Below are 24,511 nucleotides of genomic sequence, written 5' to 3'. Positions count from 1 at the left end.
GAAACCATTCCCTTTTTTCTTATCATCGAAACTTTCTACGCTTGTATCATTCAGATTTTGTATAATTTTTTGGTTGTTTCCGTGAAGTCATGCTTCTCTTTATGAACTTAAAACTATAAACTAATCGTTTACATTCACAGCAATTTTGTAAATTATGCTATTTTTATGTCATTTATACGAAATATAATTCTATTATAACAAACAGGCACTTTCGTACTCTTTGCTAACGCTTAAGGTTGCAACAACCTATACAGAGAGGAGATTCTTTTTTCAACCGCGTGTTCCATACACAAGCCTCGTTTGTTATATTCAACAAAATGGCTTTGATTACGCTAGAATAAAAGTTTCATGGTCAGACAAAATACAATTACGGTAGCGTTATATCGTGAATACAAAGAAAAACTATCGTTCAAAAAATTCTCTAAGATTATAAATTTACTTGTTATTATAACATTTCAATTGAAAAATATTAATGCTTAATCAAACCGCTCTAAAAAGCCATATTTCTATTATTTAAAATTTAAGTGTTTCTCATAACTTTTTATTGCTAAGAACTAACGCAATTACTCTCTACGATTTGTGAAAAGCTTTAACCTAATTTTCTATTATATTATATAAAACTTCTCACTTATTTCACCTTATAATTTACATTCAAAAATATAACACAACGATTTATGAAAAAATGACTCTTGTTAAAAATTTCCGATGAATTTCTAAGGACGCAAAGAATTAAGTGCTGCGTTTAGCCCTTTAAATGGTACAGTAAAAGAAAATACCTTTCCATCTTTAAGCTTATAGGAAATACGTACTTTATTGTCCTGCTCTATTTGTTTCGTAATAACCGGACCTACAGGTGATTGTGCCAAACAAACCGTTTCATTACACTGCGTATAATGAATAAGAACAGGTTTTTTTACACCTTTCACAAACATTTGAATCGGAACATTTATATCAGAATTTGGCAATGTTCGAAAAAGCATCACAGCTTGTCCATTTGTCGTAGAAACAAGAGACCAACTAAAAATGGTATTTCCTTCCTGATCATGAACAGTCTGTGTCACATTACATATACCTTGCTTAAGCTTAAGCTTTTGTTTTTCGTCACAAATTAAAGTCCAGTCATAAAACTGCATAATAATTCGACGTGTTTCACCTGGTTCTCCCCTAGGTATCGATAAGTGCGGTGGATGAATTGTATAAATACTATTATTCTCATTAGCAAAGCCTTCGCCCTTGCCTAGTAAGACAAGAGCAAACAGAATCTTCACTAACATTCTTCTTTTTTTCATAATAATAATCATTTTTTCTATTATCATCTCAACCTCAGAGTAATCCCCGCACCTATGCCCCAATGGCCTCCAGCACTTGTAATAGATACATTCGAACGAATATTTCCATCTTCAGACGTATAACCAGCACCAACAGCAAAGGCAGATTGGCTGCGCCACAAACCACTACCAAATGAGACACTTACAGATCCTGGTATGTCATAGTAACGTAAGTTAGACACTGCCAAACCAATAGCCGCAGCCTGTCTTGCTTCTTTCCGAACATCCTCAACAGCATAATTTAACGTCTCAAACTTCATATCTGTATAAGCTTTGGACTCATTAACACCATTGTTGACTATATCAGTAACATGATCATCCGTATACTTCTTCGCATCTTCAAGAACTATCTTCATCTGCTGTTCCGTATAATCATGCAATTGACCGCCATTGATAGCTTCCTTCGAACCACTCTCAATCCGACCTTCCGCTACATTATCTATCAACACAGGATCACTTTCATTGCCTCCAACTAATGTGATTTTGTTCGTCTTATTACCAGCCTCGTCCTTATCATAGTTAACAGCTCCATTCGTAACCGCACTTTCAACATCCTTAACATGTTGGTCTAGTTTTTCTACATGCTGTTCAACCGCTGATACTTTCTGGTTCGTCTCCCAAAGCTGACCGCCATTCACAACTTCTTTCGAGTCTTTCGATACATCTCCATTCGCTACATGCGTAATCTTACTGTCTTCTCCATTGTGACGACCATCATAGCCTCCTAAATCACCATTCCAGTTCAAACTGTTCGAAGTAACATTCTGCGCTACATTATTAATCCGATCGTTAATACCTGACAAACTTCCATTAACGCCTTCAAAGGCACCAGCTACATTATCATAGCTCTTACTCTCTGAAGAACTGCCATCACTCTTGAACTGCGTTATTTGGAATTGAGGCGCTGTCCATTGTCCGCCCTGATAACTCGCTCCACCGCCTAAATAAGCCGCTAACGTCTGATTCAACTGATACAACTGGTTACCCGTGATCGCTTCTGTCGAACCCGCAGAAATATCTCCATCAACAAGATGGCGCAGCTTGCTATTGTGCTTCTCTGAACCTTTGCCATGTAGTGCTACAAAAGCTTCTTCCCCATCACTCCACAACAACGCATTCTGCTCAACAGTCTCTGAAAGTTCATGTTGAAGCTTCGTGAATGATTGATTCACACCCGCAAAAGCTGCAGCAACATTATTATAACTCGTTTCCTCAGAACTTCCATCCTCGTTAAAGCTCAATATTTTGAAGCTTGGAGCACTCCATTGACCATTCTCATAACTCGCACCACCACCAAAATAGTTCGCAAGCGTCTGATTCAAGGAATATAGCTGACCACCATTTACGGCTTCTGTTGAATCTGCTGAAAGGGTTCCTGCTTTTACACCAGAGAGACTACGTACTGCACCATCACTATTGGCTATGGTGATTTCTGTTCCCTCTTTCTCAGAACCAATCTTGATGACCTTACTCTCTTCATCCTGCTTAACAAGACTATCACTGACAACTTGGCTGATTTCATTCTTAAGCTCATTATGAAGATTCGTGAAAGATGTACCAACACTCGCAAAGGCTTTCGCTACATTATCATAGCTCTGCTCTTCAACCTTACTACCATCCTCGCTGACAGTGTTAACCTTAAAGCTTGGAGCACGCCATTGACCATTCTCAAACTTAGCACCACCACCAAAATAGTTCGCAAGCGTCTGATTCAAGGAATATAGCTGACCACCATTTACGGCTTCTGTTGAATCTGCTGAAAGGGTTCCTGCTTTTACACCAGAGAGACTACGTACTGCACCATCACTATTGGCTATGGTGATTTCTGTTCCCTCTTTCTCAGAACCAATCTTGATGACCTTACTCTCTTCATCCTGCTTAACAAGACTATCACTGACAACTTGGCTGATTTCATTCTTAAGCTCATTATGAAGATTCGTGAAAGATGTACCAACACTCGCAAAGGCTTTCGCTACATTATCATAGCTCTGCTCTTCAACCTTTTTACCATCCTCGCTGACAGTGTTAACCTTGAAGCTTGGAGCAATCCACTGACCATTCTCATAACTCGCACCACCACCAAAATAGCTCGCCAGTGTATTGTTCATCGAATAAAGCTGAGAACCATTAATCGCATCCGTGGAATCTTCAGTAACACTACCATTCGCAAGTAACGTGATCTTACTATTCTTCTTCTCAGCATCAATGCCATGGGTCGCTACAAAAGCCTCTTTATCTTGACTCCATAACAACGCATCACCCTTAACTTCTTGAGTAATATCCGTGATTTGTTGAGTAAAGTCTTCAACAATATTCGTGAGATGATTGTTCACATTCTTGATATTCGTATCAAGTCCTGCAAACGCAGAACCAACATCTTTAAACTCAGCCTGCTTCGCTTCTCCCTTTTCATCAACCTGAGATAACTTATAGGTTGGACCTGTAAAGGTACCATCTTTAAAAGATGTTTCTCCACCTAAAAACTTAGCAACATCTTGAGAGATCGTGTTAATCTGACCACCGGTAACCGCATCATGGGAATTCTCAGCAATCTGACCATCAGCAACATTATGCAATGCAACAGGAGCTGCTTTTTGACCTTTTCCAAGAGTTACACTCGTATAATCAGTCTCACCATTTTCCTTCTTATCGTAAAGAACAACCGCTGAATCATCTGATTGAAGACTGTTAGAAAGCTGCTCCAAACTTTGATCAAGTTGCGCTTTATTAACTGCTTCATTGTCATTTACTGCCGCCTTAACACCAGAAAGCGTACGATCCCCTTGATCCTTGTTGGCAATATTAACTTCAGTGCCGGCGACTTCTTTACCAATGTTGATGAGGTTTGTTGTAGCATCCTGTTTAACAAGGTTATCACTAACAACTTGGCTAATCTGATTGTTAATATTCGTAACAGCATTCGTCATCTCATTATGAATACTCTTGAAAGAGTTATTTACACCACCAAACGCATCCGCAACATTATTATATGTCTTTTCAGAAGAAGTACCATCATCAGAAAGTTGCGAAACTTGGAAACTTGGAACCGTCCATTTGCCCTCTTTATATTCAGCACCACCACCAAAATAGCTCGCCAGTGTATTGTTCATCGAATAAAGCTGAGAGCCATTGATCGCATCCATGGAGTTTGCAGTAATATCTCCATTCGCAAGAGACGTAATCTTGCTAGATGTTCTTTCTTTGCCTTCTCCATGCTGAGCGCTAAAGGCTTTGTCAGCTTCACTCCATAACAACGCATTCTGCTTAATATTTTCACTAACCTCATTCGTATTTTTCGTAATCTCTTCATGAAGCTCTGTAAATGAACGATCAACACCACCAAAGGCTTCCGCTACACTCTGATAATTCTTTTCCTGAACCGTATAAGTCGGCGCAACACCTTGCAATACATCGGCTCCACCTCCTAAGGACTTCGAAGTATTCTCAGAAACTGTTTTAAGATTATTCGTGACAGTCGTAACATTCTGATTGGTCGCAAAAAGCTGACTACCATTTACTGCATCTGTCGATGTTTCGGTGAGCGCTCCTGCTTTTACACCTGTGAGGCTCCGTGACGCTCCATCGGTATTCGCAAACGTAACTTCAGTTCCGCTCTTTTCACCTCCAACCGCTATAACATGTGTCTTCTCATCTTGCTTAACAAGACTGTCTCCCACAACTTGGTTAATCTCATTCTTAAGCTCTTTATGAATATTCGTGAAAGAACTTCCAACCCCAGCAAACGCTTCCGCTACTGTCTTATAGCTCTGCTCTTCAACCTTGCTACCATCAGAACTTACTGTATGAACCTTGAAGCTTGGAGCTACCCAGTTGCCTTCTTTGTATTCAGCTCCACCACCAAAATAGGTCGCAAGCGTAGTATTCATCGAATAAAGTTGAGAGCCATTCACGGCATCGGTCGATGCTTCTGTGAGCGCTCCTGCTTTTACGCCTGTGAGGGTCCGAGCGGCATCACCACTGTTGGCAATGTTAATGCTGCTACCACCTTTTTCCGCGCCTATCTTGATCACCTTGCTGTCAGCATCCTGCTTAACAAGACTATCACTCACAACATTGTTAATGTGATTGTTAATATTCGTAACGGCATTCGTCACTTCATTATGAAGATTCGTGAAAGAACTTCCTACACCTTCAAAAGCTGCCGCAACACTATCATAGCTCTTCTCTTCAACCTTATCGCCAGCAGTATTCACTGTATTAACTTTGAAGCTTGGAGCTACCCAGTTGCCTTCTTTGTATTCAGCTCCACCACCAAAATAGCTCGCAAGGGTATTGTTCATCGAATAAAGCTGTCCACCTGTAACCGCATCTGTAGAGCCCTTAGTAACATTACCATCCAAAATGTGGGTAATTTTGCTAGCTGTTCTGTCTTTGCCTTCTCCATGTTGTGCACTAAAGGCATTGTCATCCCGGCTCCATGATAAAGAATCTTGGGCAACACCCTCTGAAACTTCCTTAATACGATCATTAACATTCTGGATATTCTTATCAAGTCCTGCAAAAGCAGAACCAACATCTTTAAACTCTGTCGAACTTACCTGACCATGAGTATCAACACTCGATAATTTATAGGTTGGTCCTGTAAAGGAACCTTCTTTAAAGGATGTATCTCCACCTAAAAACTTAGCAACATCTTGAGAGATCGTGTTAATCTGACCACCGGTAACCGCATCATGGGAATTCTCAGCAATCTGACCATCAGCAACATTATGCAAAGCGACAGGGGCTGCATTTGGACCTTTTCCAAGCGTTACACTTGTATAATCAATTTTACCATCCTTCTTATCATAAAGAACAACCGCTGAATCATCTGATTGAAGACTATTAGAAAGCTGCTCCAAACTTTGATCAAGTTGCGCTTTATTAACTGCTTCATTATCTTTCTCTGCTGCCTTAACGCCAGAAAGCGTACGATCCCCTTGATCCTTGTTGGCAATATTAACTTCAGTGCCGGCGACTTCTTTACCAATAGTAATTGGATCTGTTTCTTTTGCTTGCTTAACAAGACTATCACTAACAACTTGGCTAATCTGATTGTTTACCTCATTATGAACATCTGTAATAGAAGTGCTAACACCTGCAAACGCATCCGCAACAGTGTGATAGATCTGTTCTTCAGTTTCACCATCCTTATTGAACCGCTTGACTTTGAAGTCTGGTGCCGTCCATACACCATTCTCATATTTCGTACCTCCACCTAAATAGGTCGAAATTGTACTGTTCAGAGAATAGAGTTGGTTACCCGTAATAGCATCCGTAGAGCCAGAAGCAATATTTCCATCAGCAATATTGTGAAGAGCAGTGGCGGTTTTATCTTTACCACCAAAAGTTACACTTCCATAATCAACAGTACCATTTTTATCGTCTCTATCATAATGAACAACCGCTGAATCATCTGATTGAAGATGATTAATCTGGTTGGTTATTTCATTTTTAATATTCGTGAAAGAAGTGCCAACTCCTGTCAAAGCTTCTGCTACATTCTTATACTCTTTCTCTTCAGATTCACCATTATCCTTAACTGTTTTAACTTTAAAGCTTGGGGCTTGCCATTTACCTTCCTCATACTTAGCTCCACCACCTAAATAGCTCGCTAACGTATTGCCTAAAGAATAAAGTTGGGAACCATTCACCGCTTCGGTTGAAGTAGCTGAAAGATTACCTGCTTTAACTCCAGAAAGGATCCGTTCTGTACCATCACTGTTGGCAAAACTTACTTGAGTGCCGTTCGTTTCACCACCAACCGATATGACATGTGAACCTTTGTCTTGTTTAACAAGGCTGTCTCCTACAACTTGGTTAATTTGCTCATTCACTTCATTATGAATATTCGTGAAGGATTGATTCACGCCTTCAAAAGCTTCAGCTACAGTTTTATATTCTTGCTCTGTTGCTTTGCCACTATCATCGAATTTCTTAACCTTAAAGCTTGGAGAAGTCCACTTGCCTTTCTCATCATAGCCTGCTCCACCACCTAAATAGCTCGCTAACGTATTGCTCATAGAATAAAGCTGGGAACCATTCACCGCTTCTGTCGATTTGGCTGAAAGATCACCTCCTTTAACTCCAGAAAGGACCCGTTCTGTACCATCACTGTTGGCAAAACTTACTTGAGTGCCGTTCGTTTCACCACCAACCGATATGACATGTGTCTTTTCATTTTGTTTAACAAGGCTGTCTCCTACAACTTGGTTAATTTGCTCATTCACTTCATTATGAATATTCGTGAAGGATTGATTCACACCTTCAAAGGCTTCAGCTACAGTTTTATATTCTTGCTCTGTTGCTTTGCCATTATCATCGAACTTCTTAACCTTAAAGACAGGAGCACTCCACTTGCCTTTCTCATCATAGCCTGCTCCACCGCCTAAATATTTTGCAAACTGATCCTGTAAGGAATAAAGCTGGGAGCCTGTCACTGCATCCGTGGAATCCACAGTAACGTCTCCATTCGCCAGAAAGGTGATTTTACTATTTTCTTTTTTACCTTCTTTTTCTCCATGTTGGGCGACAAAGGCTTTACTTTCCTTATCCCATAACAGAGCATCACCTTGAACTTCTTGAGTGATATTCGTAACTTGCTCAGTAAAGTTATTAACGACATTTGTAAAATTAGAATCAATATCGGAAAATGCATCCGCTACATTATGATAAGTCTTTGTTCCATTTTCTTTACCGTCTTTGAAGCTTTTAAGCGTAAAGCTCGGAGCTGTCCAGTTGCCATTTTCATACTTAGTACCACCACCAAAGTACTGCGCGACCGTTTGATTTAATGAATAAAGTTGGGAACCATTTACTGCTTCTGTGGAAGCTGATGAAATCTCCCCATTGGCAAGGAATTTAATCTTGCTATTTGTTTTTGCTCCTTCTTTGCCATGTTGTGCACTAAAGGCTTTGTCATCCCGGCTCCATGATAAAGAATCTTGTGCAACACCCTCTGAGACTTCCTTAATACGATCATTAACATTCTGGATATTCTTATCAAGACCTGCAAAGGCTAAACCAACATCGGTAAACGTCTTATCCGTTACCTTACCTTCTGTAGAAACATCAGATAATTTATAGGTTGGCTGTGTAAGACTGCCATCTTTAAAGGATGCTTCACCTCCTAAAAACTTAGCAATACTCTCACCAATGGTATTGATCTGACCTCCAGTGATTGCATCGTGTGAATCCTTGGCAATCTGACCATCTGCTACATTATGAAGACCAACAGCTGTAGAATTCTTACCTTTACCGAAAGTTACACTCGTATAATCAATTTCATCTTTTTCTTTTTTATCATAATGAATAACCGCTGAATCATCTGATTGAAGATGATTAATCTGGTTGGTTATTTCATTTTTTATATTCGTGAAAGAAGTGCCAACTCCTGTCAAAGCTTCTGCTACATTCTTATACTCTTTCTCTTCAGATTCACCATTATCCTTAACTGTTTTAACTTTAAAGCTTGGGGCTTGCCATTTACCTTCCTCATACTTAGCTCCACCACCTAAATAGCTCGCTAACGTATTGCCTAAAGAATAAAGTTGGGAACCATTTACTGCTTCTGTCGAACCCGCTGAAAGATCTCCATCTTTCACGCCCAAAAGCGTCCGAGAGGCTTTATCAACATTGGCAAAACTTACTTGAGTGCCGTTCGTTTCACCACCAACCGATATAACATGTGAACCTTTATCTTGTTTAACAAGGCTGTCCCCTACAACCTGATTAATTTGCTCATTCACTTCATTATGAATATTCGTGAAGGATTGATTCACACCTTCAAAAGCTTCAGCTACAGTTTTATATTCTTGCTCTGTTGCTTTGCCACTATCATCGAATTTCTTAACCTTAAAGACAGGAGCACTCCACTTGCCTTTCTCATCATAGCCTGCTCCACCACCTAAATAGCTCGCAAGCTGCTCATTCATCGAATAGAGTTGGTTACCTGTAACCGCATCCGTAGAACCTTTAGTAATATCACCATCTAAAATATGCGTAATTTTGCGATCTGTCTTTTCATCACCTTCGCCATGCTGAGCGCTAAAGGCTTTATCAGTCTTGCTCCACAATAAAGCATCACCTTGAACGTGTTGTGTAACATTTGTTATGTTTTCAGTAAACTCGTTAACCGCATTCGTTAGTTGATCTTCAACTTTCTTGATGTTTGTATCCAATTGCGCTTTGTTAACAGCTTCATTATCTTTCTCTGCTGCCTTAACACCTGAAAGAGTGCGATCTGCTTTATCTTTGTTGGCAATATTGATTGCACCACCCTCTTTTTCTGCACCTATCTTGATAAGACCTGTCTCATCCTGCTTGACAAGACTATCACTAACAATATTGGTGATTTGGTTATTCACCTCATTATGAACATCTGTAATAGAAGTGCTAATGCCTGCAAATGCATCCGCAACATTATCATAGGCAATTTCTTCAACTTTATTACTATCCTTTTTAACTGTTTTGACTTTAAAGGTAGGCGCTTTCCAGTTGCCTTCTGTATCATAGCCGGCGCCACCACCTAAATAGCTCGCTAACTTCTCGTTCATCGAATAGAGTTGTCCACCTGTAACCGCATCCGTAGAACCAAAAGCAATATTTCCATCCAAAATGTGGGTAATTTTACTGTTTTCTAGGATTTCTTTGCCTTTTTCTTCTTTGCTTTTTTCATGACGCGCTACAAATGCTTGCGCATCATCGTTCCATAACAAAGCATCTTTCTCAATATGTTGTGTAACTTCATTGTTATTTTTATTAATCTCTTCATGAAGTTTTGTAAAAGAACTATCAACACCTTCAAATGCTTCACCAACACTATGATAGTCCTTATTCTGGACCGAAAAAGTTGGTGCGATACCACTTAAAACATCAGCATTACCACCTAAGTACTGGGATGTATTATTAGAAACTGTATTTAAATCATTTTTTACTGCTGTAACATTTTTATTGGTTGCAAAAAGTTGAGCACCATTGATTGCATCCGTTGAATCCGCAGTAACGTCTCCAGCCTTAAGGTGCGTAATCTTACGATCTGTCTTTTCATCACCTTCACCATGCTGAGCGCTAAAGGCTTTGTCAGTCTTGCTCCACAATAAAGCATCACCTTGAACGTGTTGTGTAACATTTGTTATGTTTTCAGTAAACTCGTTAACCGCATTCTTTAGTTGATCTTCAACTTTCTTGATATTTGTATCCAATTGCGCTTTGTTAACAGCTTCATTACCATTCACTGCTTCCTTAACACCTGAGAGAGTGCGATCTGCTTTATCTTTGTTGGCAATATTGATTGCACCGCCCTCTTTTTCTGCACCTATCTTGATAAGACCTGTCTCATCCTGCTTGACAAGACTATCACTAACAATATTGGTGATTTGGTTATTCACCTCATTATGAACATCTGTAATAGAAGTGCTAATGCCTGCAAATGCATCCGCAACATTATCATAGGCAATTTCTTCAACTTTATTACTATCCTTTTTAACTGTTTTAACTTTAAAGCTTGGCGCTTTCCAGTTGCCTTCTGTATCATAGCCGGCGCCACCACCTAAATAGCTCGCTAACTTCTTGTTCATCGAATAGAGTTGGTTACCTGTAACTGCATCCGTAGAACCAAAAGCAATATTTCCATCCAAAATGTGGGTAATTTTACTAGACCCTCTTTCCTGATCTGCTCCATGAAGAGCACTAAAGGCTTTATCCGTGTCACTCCATGATAAAGAATCCTGTGCAACACCTTCAGAGACTTCTTTAATACGATTATTCACATGCTTGATATTCGTATCAAGAGCTGCAAAAGCTGTTCCAACACCTTGATAAGAGCTATCTGTTACCACACCATCTGTCGCAACGTAAGATAATTTATAAGTTGGCTCTGTAAGAACACCGTTTTTAAAAGATGCTTCTCCACCCAAGAACTTAGCAATATCCTCACCGATTTTGTTAATCTGACCACCATTGATTGCATCATGGGATTCTGAAGAAATCGCACCATCAGCAATATTGTGAAGCGCTGTGAGGGTGTTCTCTTTACCACCAAAAGTTACACTCGCATAATTAATGGTGCCATCTTCTTGTTTATCATAATGCACAACTGCAGAATCATCTGACTGAAGATCCTTAGAAAGACCTTTCAAGCTGTCTTCGAGTTGTTTTTTATTAACTGCTTCATTATCTTTCTCTGCTGCCTTAACACCTGAAAGAGTGCGATCTGCTTTATCTTTGTTGGAAATATTAATTTCATCGCCATCTGTATCCTTCCCAATAGTGATAGATCTCGTTACAGAATCTTGTTTCACAAAACTATTGGCCGCGACTTGCTTTTCGACTTCTTGAACTTGTTTTTGTATTTGTTCTTGGACTTCTTGCTTGGTTTTATTCAATTGTCCAAAATTCACTGCATCGGTCTTATTAGTACCCTCTAACACTCCTGTGATCTTTTTACCGGCAGCATGAATACCATTAGTCGTTATTTGAGGACCATTCACAATTTTTAAACCCATTGCATCTAAAGTATTCGTACCAGTCGTTACGCTACCCAGCGTAATGTCCTTTGCGAGATCAAATTTTACCTTATTGTCACCCTCACCTTTGGTAATTTCAAAATTTTTACTTCCAGCTGCAAAATCTACCGTATCATCTATCCCCACAGCTTTAGCATTTTTACCGTCAACAGACAGTTTCCAGCCTTTGTCCACGTAGTCCCGTAAAGACTTCAACTGTGCAACATTCACCGCATCAGTATCTTGAAACCCAGCGGCTACCCCTGTAATTTGCCGGGAAAACTTATTAGTATTATCACCAACACTAACGGCACCTAATGTACTTTTCCACTCATAAGTCATTTTAATTGTTTGTTGCCCTATCAAAGGCTCATAACCAGCTTGACTACCAACATCCGCTACAGAATACGCTCCTAGAGCAACTCCTGAATTCACCGTTGCTTGCGCGTTCGCCCCCAAAGCTACAGTGTTCGCATCAAGTGCAGATGCCCCAGAGCCTATAGCAAGTGAATATTGCCCATCAGCGATAGCATCTTTGAAACCATTGCTACCAGTCGTGTTAATTTTCCATCCTTTGGCCAATTCTTTTAGCTGTGCAAAATTTACAGCGTCGGTGCTTTTAGTACCAGCTTTTACACCAGAAAGGATTCGTGCCTCGTTCTCTCTATTGGTAATATTGATTTCACTGCCTAATACTTCTTTACCAATATTGATGAGGTTCGTTGTGGCATTCTTCTTAACAAGGCTATCACCTTGTACATTGCTAATCTCATGATTAATCTGATTGGTAATCTCATCTTTTATATTTGTGAAAGAAGTACCAACACCTTCAAAAGCAGCTGCGACATTTGTGTAGATTTTCTCTTCTTCTTTACCATCAGCTTTAACGCGTTTAATTTTAAAAGTTGGATTACTCCAGTTTCCATTTCCAAAGCCAGCACCACCACCCAGATAACTAGCAAAATTGGTACCCAGTGTGTATATCTGACCACCATTTACAGCTTCATCTGAGTTAGCAGATAAATCTCCACCAGTAACAAACTTAATTTTGCTATTTTTTCTGTCTTTTTCTTCCCCATGCTGAGCACTAAAGGCTTGATCAGCTTCACTCCACAATAAGGAATCGCCCTTAACATTGGTAATCGTATTATTAAACTGGTTGGTAATCTCATTGGTAATTTTATTCTGAACGTTTGTAAAAGAAGTACCAACTCCTTCAAAAGCATCTGCGACATTCGTATAAGTCTTTTCTTCTTCCTTGCCCTCTCCGTTAACAGTTTTCACTGTAAAAGTTGGCGCACTCCATTTGCCATTCTCATAACGAGCATCACCACCGAAAGACTTCGCGACATTGTCACCTAAAGTATAAAGCTGGGAGCCATTGATTGCATCGGTAGAGATAGCGTTAATATCACCTTGTGCGAGAAAGGTGATCTTGCTTGCAGTTTTTGCTTTACCTTCTTCATCTCCAGCCTTTTTATGCTTAGCTACAAAGGCTTCGGCATCATCACTCCATAACAAGGAATCGCCCTTAACATTGGTAATCGTATTATTAAACTGGTTGGTAATCTCATTGGTAATTTTATTCTGAACATTTGTAAAAGAAGTACCAACTCCTTCAAAAGCATCTGCGACATTCGTATAAGTCTTTTCTTCTTCCTTGCCCTCTCCGTTAACAGTTTTCACTGTAAAAGTTGGCGCACTCCATTTGCCATCCTGATATCCAGCATTACCTCCAAAGGTCTTCGCTATATCTGTAGCGGCAGTTTGGAGATTAGAGACATTTTGATTTGTCGTAAACAACTGTGATCCTGTGATCGCATCACTCGAAGTTTGTGAAACATCACCATTCTTTATACCCGTAAGCGTACGTGTCTCTTTATTATTATTGGTAATATCAATTTTATCACCACCTGTATCCTTACCAATGGTGATGTGTTGTGTCTGTGCATCTTGTTTTACAAAGCTATTGGCAGCAACTTGTTCTGTAACTTCTTTTTGAATTTTCTGCAGCTGTCCAAAGTTTACTGCATCAGTTTCTTCAGTACCAGCGTTTACACCAGAAATAGTCCGAGCACCACCATCTTTATTGGTAATATCAATTTTATCACCATCGGTTTCCTTACCAATGGTGATGTGTTGTGTCTGTGCATCTTGTTTTACAAAGCTATTGGCAGCAACTTGTTCTGTAACTTCTTTTTGAATTTTCTGCAGCTGTCCAAAGTTTACTGCATCAGTTTCTTCAGTACCAGCGTTTACACCAGAAATAGTCCGAGCATCACCATCTTTATTGGTAATATCGAGTTTATCACCATCGGTTTCCTTACCAATGGTGATGTGTTGTGTCTGTGCATCTTGTTTTACAAAGCTATTGGATGCAATTTGCTTTTCGACTTCTTGAACTTTTTTTTCTACTTGTTCTTGGACTTCTTTTTTGGCTTTATCTAACTGCCCGAAGTTCACCGCATCGGTCGTATTCGTACCATCGACTACATTTGTAATCCTTTTATTGCCTGCATCAATACCGTCCGTCGTCATCTTTGGACCATTCGTAATGACTAAACCCGTGGCATCAAAAATGTTCTTCCCCGCTGTTACACTATCTAATGCAATGTTTTTGGCTAAATCAAATGTTACCTTCTTCTCTTCTGCATTGCTTGTAATGCTAAAATTTGTACTTCCAGCTTCTAAACTTAATTTGTCTCCGGTACCAATAGCTGTATTCTTATCACCAACAGAAAGCCCCCAACTTCCTTGTCTTGTAATCAGTCCTCTTAAGGATTTTAACTGCGCAACGTTTACAGCATCGGTATCATTCGTGCCAGCTGCGACACCTACAATCTGCCGTGTTGAGCTAAGCTTATGAGTAGAACGATTTTCAACACCAATACCGAGAGCACCATATTTAGATTTCCATTCAGGATCAGTTGATGTTGAAGCTTTTCCAGTTTTAGGATCATAGCCAGAAATCCCTCCTCCGACGCTCGTAACAGTGTAGGCACCTAAAGCAATAGCTCCCTTAGCATTAGCTTGCGCTGTTGCAAAATAACCAATAGCAATTGCCTCGTCAGCATTACTATCAACGTAAGAGGTTGTGCCTATGGCTATTGCAAAATCGGATTTTGCTATTGGACCTTGAAAGACGGCAGCACCATCACCATGCTTTTCTTCCCAGCGTGTTCCTATCACAACACTTCCTCTCGTGGTCGAGCTATCAGGCACACCTAGTCTTACTTTGTTCTTAGACCATTCAGAAAGATTGTCTCTAGACACAGACACAGCTTTTTTTAACTGGGAAAAATTTACAGCGTCGGTATCATTTGTAGCATCGGCTACATTTATAATCTTTTTACTGCCTGCATTAATACCAGCAGTGGTTATTTGCGGACCATCTATAATTTTCAAGCCCGTGGCATCAAAAATGTTCTTCCCTGCTGTTACACTCTCCAGTGTAATGTTCTTTGCTAAATCAAATTTTACCTTATTGTCTTTTTCGCCTTTGGTGATGTTAAGGTTGTTACTTCCGGTAGAAAAATCTACCGTATCATCTATTCCCACAGCAGTATTTTTACCATTAACAGATAGTTTCCAACCTTTGTTTACATAGGTTTGTAATGACTTTAACTGCGCAATATTCACGGCATCAGTATCTGCACTACCCGCCGCGACTCCTCCAATTTGTCGTGTTTTACTTTTAGCAAGATCACCAACACTCACGGCACCATAAGTACTTTTCCATGTAAAGCTCGTATCTGTCGCTACACCCTGTAAAAGAGGGCTATAGCCTGCAACACCAGCAGCAACGCTTGCTATAGAATCAGCACCTAAAGCAACAGCATGATCTGTATTTGCTCTCGAATAAAACCCTATAGAAACAGCCTCTTTTTCCGTTGCATAGGAACGATGACCAACGGCAGTTGAACCATACCCAAAAGCTTTAGAAATAGCACCTACAGCTGTTGAATAATCACCCTTGGCGGTTGTATAATCTTCCTTGCCACTTGCATTATATTCGGAACCGATTGCGGTACTGCTTTTCCCTAAAGCATGTGCCATGCGGCCTATGGCTATGCCGTCTTCTCTTGCCACCTGTGCCTGAGGACCTATAACAATCCCGTACAGCGCATCCTTTGTAGACATTGAATCATAACCAATAGCAATCGCCTGTTTCGCATAACTATGCGCCTTACTACCGAAAGCTATTGTATACTCAGCACCTGCAACTGTTCTACTCTTTTCATCTGTAGAATCGGTTAGAGAAGAACCTATCGCGATGCTATTCTTACCCCCTTTAGCTAAAGCGGTAAAGCCGACAGCAATTGCCTGTTCAGATTCCGTCGTTGCCAACGGACCTAGAGCAATAGTATCGTGAAGCTTTGCATTTGCTTTAAAACCCATCTCAAGAGGGTGACCAGCGTCATAGGCTCTAGTAGTGGAAGCAACTCTCGTGGCTGAAGCTCCTTTTTGGGCATTAGCGCTAAAAATTACGGGTTGTACATCTTCTTGCGTATAACTATCATCTTTGGCTAAAAAATTGAAAAAAGAATTATCACTCCTTTTTCTGGAAAGTATATCGTTTAAAAAATTTACATAATCACTAGAAGCATTCATTTTTGCTGCTAGTGCTGCATTCAGCGCCGTTAAATAACCTGTATTGGATGAATTAGAATTGTTAAAACTGTTCTGATTATCCTCGCCTTGAGAATAAACTGCTGTTGCTTTCTCTATACTTTGGAGGACTTGTTCTATTATATCAAAGCTTTTCGCATAAACAGGCGAAATATTTGATAAAAATGTAGCCGCTGTGGCTAATGAAAGCGCTTTAACAAAAGAAAAACAAAAAACTTTCAAAGTACGCGCTCTTTGTGTGGCATATAATTTTTTCATAACAAACTCTCCAATGAAAAAATCTGAAAACACATCCAAAACATAAAAAAGACATATTTTTCTGTTAGCCACTCGTTCAGGTAGGATTGGGAAGTTGAGAGCGGCTCTTTGAATAAAGACGTTTTGAGTCTTTTATCGTGTTTTGTGTTTGCTTTCTGTAATGGGATCTAAATGAGAAATTTTGGAAATATGTTTATAAGAACATAAAAAAGACACATTTAGATTCTAATAAAAATTTGGTTGTGATCTACTGTATAGGCTTGGAAAAAGATCTTTGAGGGTTTTAAATATTAAGGGCATTTTATTTATTAGGTGTTTGGTTACTTAATAAAGTTTCTCGCAATATTTTTATTGCTAGGTGTTTTTATACATTTTTTATTAAGGAACGCTATTTTTTCGTAGTAAATAAAAAGCTAATTAAAAAAACCTTAAATTCCTTTAGAAATATGAAATTTTTCTAGCTTAGATTGTTGTTTTTTTTAATGTAATGTAGCGATGTAAATTCGGTTTTTCGAGTATTTACAATTTATACACTACCTCTTCCCCCCTTTTGAATTGTTATTTCGATCAAAATGAGTCTTACTAATATACTTTATGTTGCACTAACCCCTCTATAATAAAATAGCAACAAAAAAATAATAATTTTTATCAATTTAAATATTTTTTACAGAAATATGTGATCTTTTTTCAACAATTTAAGTAGAATATTTTAGAAAAATAATGAGAGTTTATAACTATGCTTCTCTATAAAGCTTGTTGGAGCAATGAAATATTCCTCATTCTTCATAAAAAAATATAAATGCAGAACGCAGCGATAATCTTAACTACTTTCTATCAATTCAATTTTACTCTTAAACCCGCTCCTATCCCCCAATGCCTACCAGAACTCGTAGCGGATATATTAGAACGAACTCTACCATTTTCAGACATATAACCTGCTCCAACAGCAAAGGCTGATTGATCGCGCCATATCCCCGTTCCAATCGATAAGCTTAAAGAACCCGGCGTATCTTCATAACTCAAATTCGATACCGCTAAACCTATCGCTGCTGCCCGCCTGGATTCTTTGCGAACTTCCTTAATTTCATACCTTAACACTTCAAACTTTACATCTGTATAAGATTTTGTCTCATGAATAACATTGTGAACCGTGTTATTGACAATGTCCTTGAAACGCTCATCCGTATATTTCTTCGCATCAGAAAGAACGAGATTCATTTTCTTATTCGTATAATCATGCAATTGACCGCCTGTAACAGCTTCTTTCGAACCGCTTTCAATGCGACCTTCCGCTACATTGTCTATCAATACTGGATCACTCTCACTCATACCAATTAATGTTACTTTATTCGTTTTCTTGCCATCATTCCCTTTATCATACTTAACAGCAATATCTGCCACACTAGCAATATCTTTTACTTGCTTATCAATCATATTGACATGGCTTTCAACCTCTTTAACTTTCTTATTCGTCTGCCAAAGTTGTCTGCCATTAACAGCCTCTTTCGAGCCTTCTGATATTTCACCATCCGCTACATGCTTAATTTTACTGTCTTGACCTTTATGACGCGCGTCAAAAGCTTTTTCTGTCTCACTCCAATTTAAACCACCCGAGAAAATACTCTGTTCAACATCATGAATACGATTGCTGATATTTGTCATGCTTTCGTTAACAGCTTCAATCGCAGACGCAACATTGGTATATTCCTCCCTTTTACTCACAACACCAGCAGCAGTAAATTGTGCCACCTTAAAGTTTGGCGCGAGCCATTTTCCATCCTTGTATCCCGCATCTCCACTAAAATATCTAGAAAGTACATTGATTACCGAATAAAGCTGGGAACCATTGATCGCTTCCGTGGATTTTTCTGTCAGAAGCCCTGCCTTTACACCAGAAAGGCTACGTACACCATTCGCACTATTTGCAATACTGATTTCACTCCCGTCCTTCTCTCCACCAATCGTGATACGCTTTGTCTTTTCATCCTGCTTAACAAGATTCTCGCTTTCTATTTTGCTTATCTCATGGGTAATTCTATGCTGAATATTCGTGAAAGAATTTCCAACCCCACTCAACGCATCAGCAATATTGCTATAGCTCTTTTCTTCAGAGTCTCCATCTTCACCAAACTGCTTGATTTTAAAATTTGGAGCCTGCCAATTTCCTTGATTATTATAACCAGCACCACCACCGAAATAGCTTGCTAGTTGCTCGTTTAAAGAATAAAGTTGGGACCCATTTACTGCATCACTTGAACTTGCTGTAACATCACCATCCTTCAGATAGGTAATTTTGCTGTTTGTTCTTGTTTTGCCCTCTCCATGAAGAGCAACAAAGGCTTTTTCATCCTTGTCCCATAACAAAGAATCATCGCTAATGCCTTGCGAAACTTCCTTAATACGCTTGTTGACATTCTTTATATTTGTATCAAGACCTTCAAAGGCTGAAACAATATTATCATGCGCTTTTTGTCCTACCTCCCCATTTTCAGAAATACTGAGTAATTTATAAATTGGTCCTGTAAAAATACCCTCTTTAAAGGCTGCACTGCCACCAAAATACTTCACTACCTGCTGGAATATTTTTGTAATTTGACCACCATTCATTGCATCGTGTGATTCTTGCGTAAGTTCACCATCAGCAACATTATGCAAAGCAACGGGTTCTTTATTTTTACCACCAAAAGTCACACTTTTATAATTAACAGTACCATCCGACTGTTTATCATAAAAAACTGCAAAAGAATTCGTAGACTCAATTTTCTTATCCAACTTATCAAGCTGTGCTTTGTTAACCGCCTCATTATCTTGTGTAGCCGTCTTTACACCAGAAAGTGTTCTATCCTCTTTATCCTTGTTGGCTATATTGATTTCAATACCGTCTGTTGCTTTACCAATGGTGATCGGATCCGTTGCTTTTTCTTGCTTTACAAGACTATCTCTTACTACTTGGCTAATCTGATTCGTAATTTTATCATGCATATTCGTGACAGAATTATTTACACCTTCAAAAGCAGCCGCAACATCATGATACGTCTTCTCCTCAGACTTGCCATTCTCACCAAATTGCTGAATTTTGAAATCTGGAGCCTTCCATCCTTTATCTTTATTATATTCAGAACCACCACCTAAATACGTCGCTAACGTCTGATGCAGTTCATAAAGCTGTTTGCCAATGACCGCATCCGTAGAAACAGCAGTAATATCTCCAGCTGAAATATGCGTAATCTTGCTATCTTTTCTCGTATCACCTGCCCCATGAGAAGCTACAAAAGCACCATCCTGTTTACTCCACAACAAAGAATCTTGTGCAATTTCCTGAGATACCTCCTTAATCCGATCATTCACATTCTTGATATTGCTATCAAGACCTGCAAAGGCTGTACCAACATCACTAAAGGGCTTATCTGTAACCTGCCCCTCTTTAGAAACTTCAGATAATGCATAGGTTGGTCCTGTAAAAACTCCATTGTTAAAGGCTGCATCTCCACCCAAGAATTTAGCTATATCTCCACCAATTTTATAAATCTGTCCGCCAGTGATTGCATCATGCGACTTATCAGAAATGATACCATTCGCAACATTGTGGAGAGCTGTAGGAGTGTTATTTTTACCCAAGGTGATATTCGTATAGTCTACCTCATTCCCATTATCGTTGGATTTTTTATCGTAGTGAACAGCAAAAGAACTCTCAAACTTAAGATCTTCTGTGAGCCCTTTCACAGCTTTATCAAATTGTCCTTTGTTAATAGCCTCATCAACCTCCATTGCCTCCTTCACACCAGAAAGTATCCGAGCTTCTCCATTTTTGTTGACGATATTGATGACACTGCCTTCTACTTCTTGACCAATGTTGATATTATTTGTTGCTTTATCTTTCTTAACAAGGCTTTCACCCTGTACAGTGGTAATGGCATTATTAATCTGGTTGGTAATCTCCTTGGTCATTTTATTTTGAACATTTGTAAAAGAAGTACCAACTCCTGTTAAAGCTTCCGCTACATTCGAATAAGTCTTATCTTCTTCCTTGCCGTCACCGTTAACAGTTTTGACCTTAAAGCCAGGTGCTTTCCAGTTTCCTTTTTCATCATAACCGGCACCTTTATCCAAATAGGTCGCAAGCGTGTTACTTGTAGAATAAAGTTGTTTACCGGTAATAGCATCTGTTGAATCTTTAGAAACAGCACCATCTAAAAGAAATGTAATTTTGCTGTTTTCTTGCGCTCCTGTTGCTTTGCTTTGTTCTTCTGCTTTCTTTTTATGACGTGCGACAAATGCCTGCGCTTCATCGTTCCATGATAAAGCATCACCTGTAACTTGTTGCGTAATATTTGTTATGTTTTGAGTAAGTTCGCTGAACTTACTCGTTATATCATTGGTAATTTTATTCTGTACATTCGTGATAGACGTACCAACTCCTGCAAAAGCAGCAGCAACATCCGCATAAGCTTCATCTTTTTTATTGCCATGAGCATCAACAGTTTGAACCTTAAATGTTGGATCACTCCATTTGCCATTCTTATATCCAGCTCCACCCCCTAAGTAAGTAGAAACTTTATTATTTGTCTCAAAAAGCTGTGAACCCGTAACGGCTTCCTTCGACTCCGCTGAGAGTGCGCCATCCTTGATACCAGTAAGGATTCGATTTTCACTTTTGCTGTTGGCAATATCAATTTTATCACCGCCCGTATCCCTACCAATGGTGATATGTTGCGTTTCTTTATCTTGCTGTACAAGACTTTCACTCACTACATTCTTAATTTGATTTTCAACATTCGTGATAGAATTATTTACATTCGTAATTTGTTGCTTTACCTCTGTAAAAGAGTGGTTCACACCAGAAAAAGCACTCGCTACATCATTATAAGACTTGTCTTCAACAGTATAGGTAGGCACCTTACCATTCTGCACATCAGCGCCACCGCCTAAATATTGTGATGTATTTTTAGCTATTGTTGATAGATTCGTTTGAATCCCTGTCACTCTCGTCTGTATCTCAGAAAAATTATTTTTAAGAGTTGCAACATCATTATTTGTAGAAAAAAGCTGTGAACCAGTAACGGATTCCTTAGACTCCGCTGAAAGTGCAGCATCCTTTATACCCGTAAGAGTACGCTTATCACCATTTTTGTTTGCAATATCGATTTTATCGCCGTCTGTATCCTTACCAATGGTGATATGTTTTGTATTGGAATCTTGTTTTACAAAGCTATTGGCTGCTACTTGTTGTTCGACTTGTTTTTCAATGTTCTGCAATTGTCCAAAATTTACAGCGTCAGTCGCTTCAGCACCCTCTGCTAGACCTGTTATTTTTTTATTGCCTGCATCAATGCCATTCATCACTATTTTGGGACCATTTGTAATGATCAAGCCTGTTGCATCTAAAGTTACTGAGTTTGCTGCATTTTCTAAAGCTTCCCCCCCCAATTTTATGCTATTTAACCTAAGATCTTTTGCTAAATCAAATGTTACCTTCTTCCCTTCTTCATTGCTTGTAATGCTAAAATTTGTACTTCCAGTTGCTAAATTTAATTTGTCTCCCGCACCAATAACTGTATTCTTTCCATTACCAACAGAAAGCTCCCAACTTCCTTGTTTTGTGATCAGTTCTCTTAAGGATTTTAGCTGAGCAACATTTACGGCATCCGTCTCTTGAGTCCCAGCTGCTACCCCTACAATCTGTCGTGTCCAGCTTCCCCCACCATTACCGACTTTACCAATACTGAATGCACCATCTTTAGATTTCCACTCAACACTGGTTGATGTTGAATTTGTTCCAGTCTTAGGATCATAGCCGAAAACTCCCTCCTTAACGTTAGCAGTAGAGTTACGTCCCAAGGCAATGCCCCCAGAAATTTCCACCTTTGCTCTTTCACCAATAGCAATCCCCCTATCAGCTTTCTTTTCAACCAAAGACCTTGTACCTATAGCTATTCCCAAATCCGCCTTTACTGTTGCAGCATCGAATACTTCACCGTACGTTCCTTGGCTCATATATTTTTTCCCTATTACAACACTTCCCCGAGTGCTATAATTCTCACTGACACCTATTCTCACTCTGTCTTTAGACCAATCAGAAAAAGGATCTTTAGACCCAGATCCTAAAGACAAGGCTTTTAACTGTGCAACATTAACAGCGTCGGTATCATCTGTACCATCGACTACATTTGTAATCCTTTTACTGCCTGCATTAATACCAGCAGTGGTGATTTGGGGACCATCTATAACTTTCAAGCCCGTAGCATCAAAGGTATTTGCACCTACTTTTACGCTCTCTAGCGTGATATTCTTTGCTAAATAAAATGTGACCTTGTTGTCGTCTTTGCCTTTGGTAATGTCAAGATTTTCACTTCCAGTTGCGAAATCTACCGTTTCGTTTATCCCCACAACTTTAGTATTTTTACTGTCAACAGACAGTTTCCAACCTTTGTCTACATAGGTTTGTAATGACTTTAACTGCGCAATATTCACAGCATCAGTATCTGCACTACCCGCTGCTACTTTTGTAATCTGTCTTGTCTTGTCTGAAGTACCAACACTTACCGCACCTCGTCCACTTTTCCATGCTGCATTCGCATCAGTTGTAGCCTTCTTAAGGAGAGGATCGAATCCAAAAACTTGAGAAGCTGTATCCGCTACAGAAGAATCTCCTAAAGCAACACTTCCCATAGCTGTTGCTTTTGTATAAGCACCAAAAGCATTGCTTAATTCATCACTTGCAACTGCTTTATATCCAAAAGCAACAGAATCTTTTTTTTCTGCTTTTGCATCTGCTCCCAAAACAATACTCCCTTCTGCATTTGCTCTCGAATAAAATCCTATAGAAATAGCATTTTTACCCGTTGCATATGCACGATGCCCCACAGCCGTTGTCCCATATTCCAAAGCTCTAGAAACAGCACCCAAAGCTGTTGAATAATCACCCTTGGCGGTTGTATAGTCATCCTGATTCTTTTCATTATATTCAGAGCCTAGTGCAGTGCTGCTTTTCCCCAAAGCATGTGCCATGCGGCCTATAGCTATACTATCTTCTTTTGTGGCTTCTGCCTGTTTCCCCATAGTGATAGCAAACTTTTCTGTTGCTTGTGCCTTGTAACCAATGGCAACACTTTCCACCCCTGCTGCATTCGATCCTTGACCCAAATTAGTAGCATTTGATCCACCTCTTGCGCTTACAAACGTCCTTCCACCCACTTGTATTGGATATCCTTCCTCTGATGAACTAGGTGTATTTAAGAGAGCTATGCCATTTCCATGATTATCATCAACAGAAGACTCTAAATTTTTTTGTGTGGAACTACTATCTTTGTCCAAAACATTCACAGCAGCCTTCCTTTTTTCAGAAAGCATAGTGATTAAAAAATCTACGTAACTACTAGAAGTACTCACTCTTGACATTATTGCTGTAGTGAGCACTGTTAAATAACTTGATTTTGATAAACTTGTATCGTCAAAGAAACCCGTATGAGGGTTATAACGATTATAATCAGAAAAGACGTTTCTATTATTTCCTTGAGAATAAACCGCTGTTGCCTTTTCTAGAACTTTAAGAAGCTGCTCTGTTCTATCAAAATTTTTTGCATAAACGGAGGAAGTATTTGATAAAAATGCAACGATTATGGTTCCCAACAAAAGCTTTTTAAACAAATGTCGAGAGAAATGCCTGTAATCCCAATCATTCCTCTTTGATATGATAGATAATTCTTTCATCACAAGTGCCCTAATGAAAAAAAATCAAATCAATCATATTTATGACATAAAAAAGACATATTTCAATTTATATTTTTTATT

At 39.2% G+C, this 24,511-nt stretch carries 3 protein-coding genes; all 3 read right to left on the bottom strand.

The features are described 5' to 3' along the window. Positions 1–713: 713 nt before the first annotated feature. A complete protein-coding gene (locus NNJ73_RS03730; protein WP_254493206.1) occupies positions 714–1,316 on the bottom strand; it encodes an invasion associated locus B family protein in 603 nt (200 codons plus the stop codon). Then, positions 1,313–16,720: a Vomp family autotransporter gene (locus tag NNJ73_RS03725; RefSeq protein WP_254492771.1), complete on the bottom strand. Its 15,408-nt coding sequence runs from the start codon at positions 16,718–16,720 to the stop codon at positions 1,313–1,315. The genes NNJ73_RS03730 and NNJ73_RS03725 overlap by 4 nt, the downstream gene beginning before the upstream one ends. Before the next feature lie 834 nt (positions 16,721–17,554). Next, positions 17,555–24,430, bottom strand: a complete 6,876-nt coding sequence (locus tag NNJ73_RS03720) for a Vomp family autotransporter (RefSeq protein WP_254492770.1) — start codon at positions 24,428–24,430, stop codon at positions 17,555–17,557. Positions 24,431–24,511 lie beyond the last annotated feature (81 nt).

The sequence above is a fragment of the Bartonella sp. B1099 genome (assembly GCF_944801835.1).
GTDB lineage: Bacteria > Pseudomonadota > Alphaproteobacteria > Rhizobiales > Rhizobiaceae > Bartonella.
Note: the sequence above shows the minus strand (reverse complement) of the source record. Positions and strands in the feature narration are given on the sequence as shown.

Bases quoted from the DNA above. Each gene is read 5' to 3' on its own strand.
- NNJ73_RS03720 (WP_254492770.1), bottom strand. From the start codon at position 24,430: ATGAAAGAATTATCTATCATATCAAAGAGGAATGATTGGGATTACAGG.
- NNJ73_RS03725 (WP_254492771.1), bottom strand. From the start codon at position 16,720: ATGAAAAAATTATATGCCACACAAAGAGCGCGTACTTTGAAAGTTTTT.
- NNJ73_RS03730 (WP_254493206.1), bottom strand. From the start codon at position 1,316: ATGATAATAGAAAAAATGATTATTATTATGAAAAAAAGAAGAATGTTA.